The 3,324-nt window shown below is 61.2% G+C and carries 4 protein-coding genes; all 4 read right to left on the reverse strand.

Annotated features, from left to right (window positions below):
• Positions 1 to 5: 5 nt before the first annotated feature.
• The 4 genes from O0J73_RS21910 to O0J73_RS21925 all read right to left on the reverse strand — a co-directional run bounded on the left by O0J73_RS21910 (position 6) and on the right by O0J73_RS21925 (position 2,815).
• Positions 6 to 560, reverse strand: coding sequence for a hypothetical protein (locus O0J73_RS21910; RefSeq protein WP_308309633.1), 555 nt, complete (start codon positions 558 to 560; stop codon positions 6 to 8).
• A gap of 64 nt (positions 561 to 624) precedes the next feature.
• Complete coding sequence (locus O0J73_RS21915; protein WP_049419281.1) at positions 625 to 1,773, reverse strand: hypothetical protein; 1,149 nt, start codon at positions 1,771 to 1,773, stop codon at positions 625 to 627.
• 66 nt (positions 1,774 to 1,839) lie between these two features.
• Entirely contained in the window at positions 1,840 to 2,448 is a 609-nt protein-coding gene (locus O0J73_RS21920) for a hypothetical protein (RefSeq protein ID WP_049419283.1), read from the reverse strand.
• Positions 2,449 to 2,482: 34 nt separating this feature from the next.
• Positions 2,483 to 2,815, reverse strand: coding sequence for a hypothetical protein (locus tag O0J73_RS21925; RefSeq protein ID WP_130519073.1), 333 nt, complete (start codon positions 2,813 to 2,815; stop codon positions 2,483 to 2,485).
• Positions 2,816 to 3,324 lie beyond the last annotated feature (509 nt).

The following is a 3,324-nucleotide window of genomic DNA, read 5'->3' on the forward strand; positions in this document are numbered from 1 at the left end:
GCGTGTCACCGGTAGAGTTTGAAAGGCGCTACGCGCAGAGCGGCAACTGAGTGTCTACAGAACTCTGGCCGGTCCACGTTGTTGTTGTTGTTGGTTTGAGATAGCGCCTGACACGCCACGATTTCCTGAGGCGTGATGGTGCCGCTCGTCCATTTCTTTTTGCACTCGTTCAACGACAACGAGGGCGCGAGTTGGATCGCCGCCGGCGAAGGGCGTGTTCCTTTCACTTTGTTGACGACCAATGCCCCAAAGCAAAGGGCCACGCACGCGGCCGAGGTGACAAGAAAGCCGGCTTTGGACACATGTTTTTCGCTGGCGTGCCGAACCTGGCTGGCGCGCAGGGCGTCCATCCTCCAGGCATCAAAGTCCTCATCGTTTGCCACCGGCATCTTCCGGTCCGCCCGCAGGTAGTAATACGAGGTCAGGACGTTCTCTCGGCAATCGGAGAGCCCAAATCTTTCTGGGTTACCAATGAAAAATCGCCCATGCAGGTTGAGCCACTTCGATCCGAAGTGGAGCTTTCCGGGCTTTCGATACTGCGTAAACAACCACCCAAACATTTTTCCTCCCATCTTTCATGGATACACATTCTTTCTAGCAAGGCTTTCGATAAGCGCAAGCACCTCACCTGATCTTTTCTGCCCACGCGTCGATATCGCTGTTGGCTTGGTCCTGCCAATCGTTTTTCGGCTCGGGTTTAGCAACAGGCTTGGGGGCCGGCTTGGGCTTTGCAGCTGGTTTCGAAACCGGCACCGGCTTTGACGCCGGGGCAGTTGCCGGGGTCTGGGCCTTAGGTGGCTCTGCCAGCACCGGGGCTTCCACAACCGGGGCAGCGACCGCGGCCTTCTCTTCCACCGGGGCAGTCACGGGCTTGGGCTCCTCGACCTGGGGCGGCGCGGATACAACCGGAGCAACTGGCACGGCGACGGGGGCCGGGGCAGTCACTGCTGCAGCCGGTTTGTCTTGGAGCGGAACGGTTTCGCTGGAGCGGTGAGTGGTCCACCACGCCAACGCCCCACCCAGCACAAGGACGGCCACGCCCGACCCAGCCAGAAGTTGCCAGCCCTTCTTGTTGCTGGCCTTCGCCGACGCCTCACCGGCCGGATTGGCCTTGAGGGCTTCCGGTTTCACCGGGGCCCGGGTCGACGTCGCCTTGGGGGCCGGTGCCGGGGCTTGAGCTGACTTGCTCGGTTCGGGGTTCGGAACAGACGGGGCCACCAGCTCGGCCGGCACTGGAGCGGCAGGCGTTGCGTCCACGGCTTCACTGACGGCAGGCGCAGGAGCGCTGACCGGCTCTTTGATGACAGGCGCGGGGCCTGCTTCTGGTTCTGCTGTCGGCTCGGGAACCACCTCCTCAACAACCGGCTCGGGCGCTTCGGGAGCGGAATCGGTTTGAACGGGCTCGGGCTCAACCACCCGCGGCTCGGGCTGGGCAGTCGCTTCTTGCTCGGCCAACGCCTGGGCGCGCTCGACTTCCAGGCGCGCGTTCTCTGCGGCTTCGGCTTCCTTGCGCGCCTTGGCCTCTTCCGCACGCCGGGCCAACGCTTCTTGCGCCTCTCGCCCCTTCTCAGCGGCGACCGAGGCCGCTTGCTTGGTTTTGTCTGCCAAGGCTTTGCCAAAACTTGCAGCCAGCCGGCCTGCGGTTTTCAAGTTTTCTTTTGTCGCATCGCTGACGAGCTTCTCCGCGTCCGTGGGGGCGGTGGTCTTGGCTTGTGCTGCTTTGGCGAGCAGCTCGCGCTGCTTGCGTTGTTTGATGAGTTCTTCGGGTGTCATGGTTCCTCCCAGGCGCTTGAAAAAGATTTGAGCCAGGGGGCTTTCGCCCCCCAGCTCTCGGTTGGCTTAGCGAACGTCGGGGATCGGCGAAACCGTGATGGCGTAATCGCCCCGGCCGCACTGGTCATCGACCGTGGCGTTCTGAAGCGCACCGCGCTTTGCCAGCTCAACGACCGGCACCTGGCACACGGCGGCATCGGCACCACTGAAGCCAACCGTCAGCTTTTCTTTGCTCGCCTTGAGCAACGCGGCCAGCTTGTCCAGCGTGGCGCCGGTCTTGGCACTCACCGGCTGCATGTCAGCGGCCGGGTAACGGATGACCAGCTTGTCCAGGGCTTCGGCCTGGCCGTCCTTGGTTTCGACGGTCTTGGTATGCACCTGAGCATCCAGGCCAGCTGCCTTGGCTTCGGCTTCCAGTTCGCGGAACTCCTTGAGCTGGGCTTGATAGGACGCAATGCCTCCGACAATCGCCCCAGCAGCGCACACCGTCAGGGCCTTGTCTTTCTTGCCGGTCAGCAGGGCGATGCCTGCACCGGCAGCGCAGCCAATCCCGCCGGCCTTGAACAGGCGCAGCTTGTTGGTCTTTTGGGGTTCGGGCCGGGTGCTGTCCTGGGCAAACGAAAGCCCCGGAGCCAGCAACGCGGCGATGGTGAGAGTGAGGATGAAACGCTTCATGGGTATGCCTCCTTATGAGGTAGTGGGGAAAGGGTTAGAGTTTTGGAGGCAGGAACGCCGAGGTAGCAGCAGAAGCTCGACTGGGTTCGGCAGCCGGTTGCTTGGAGAGGGTTTCGGCGTCGGGTTCTTGCTGCGCCAGGAACTGGGAAAACGCTTGAAGGGTTTTCACCACCAGTTCTTCATTGGCCTGGAGCGCCGCGCTCTGCTCTGCTCGCAAGTCCGCCAGCGCGCTTTCTAGGGCAAGGGCATTCCGCGTTTCGGATTCGCGGACCGTGGCTCGGATGTCGCCCAACGCATCGGACGCTTCAAGCCCCTGAACCACGCCCCGGTTTTTCTCCAGGACCGCCAGGCGCAAATACTTGTTCAAGGAAACGCCTTGTTCTTTCGCGCAATACCGCGCGCTCTCCAACTCATCGGGAGCGATGCTGAAAGATTTGGTTAGAAGCGACGGACGACCCACTTAACCCCCTGCAATGAAAATCCACACCCATGGATTAGCAAAGGATTTAAGAAGCGCAAGTGGGCTAAGCCGTTTTTCTTCTGTTTTTCTGGGGTTCCGGCCATTTTTCAGCCGAACGGTTGGCCAAGTTGTTAGCCAAGACTGAAAACAAGGCGCAGCAAGGCCTGGACGGGTGGAAAGGCGCAGCGTTTCTAGCCAAGCCGGAAAAACACTTCAGTGCGACTTGTGTATGGCCTACTCCCTTCACCCTTCGGAAAACCTTGAACGGTGAATGGGCAGCCAACCTCTTCCCCCGCAGTCCTCCCCAAGTTTTTGCTCCCCCGCTCTTGCCCTTCCGCTTTTCCCCGGTAGAAGTTTAGGAAAGCCCCAATCCTCAACCCAACCGGAGCCCCCTATGCCCCTCACTCCCGCCACGC

Origin of the sequence: Stenotrophomonas sp. Sm6012 (genome assembly GCF_030985895.1) — a bacterium.
In the GTDB taxonomy this organism is placed as follows: domain Bacteria; phylum Pseudomonadota; class Gammaproteobacteria; order Xanthomonadales; family Xanthomonadaceae; genus Stenotrophomonas; species Stenotrophomonas forensis.

Bases quoted from the DNA above. Each gene is read 5' to 3' on its own strand.
- O0J73_RS21910 (WP_308309633.1), bottom strand. From the start codon at position 560: ATGTTTGGGTGGTTGTTTACGCAGTATCGAAAGCCCGGAAAGCTCCAC.
- O0J73_RS21915 (WP_049419281.1), bottom strand. From the start codon at position 1,773: ATGACACCCGAAGAACTCATCAAACAACGCAAGCAGCGCGAGCTGCTC.
- O0J73_RS21920 (WP_049419283.1), bottom strand. From the start codon at position 2,448: ATGAAGCGTTTCATCCTCACTCTCACCATCGCCGCGTTGCTGGCTCCG.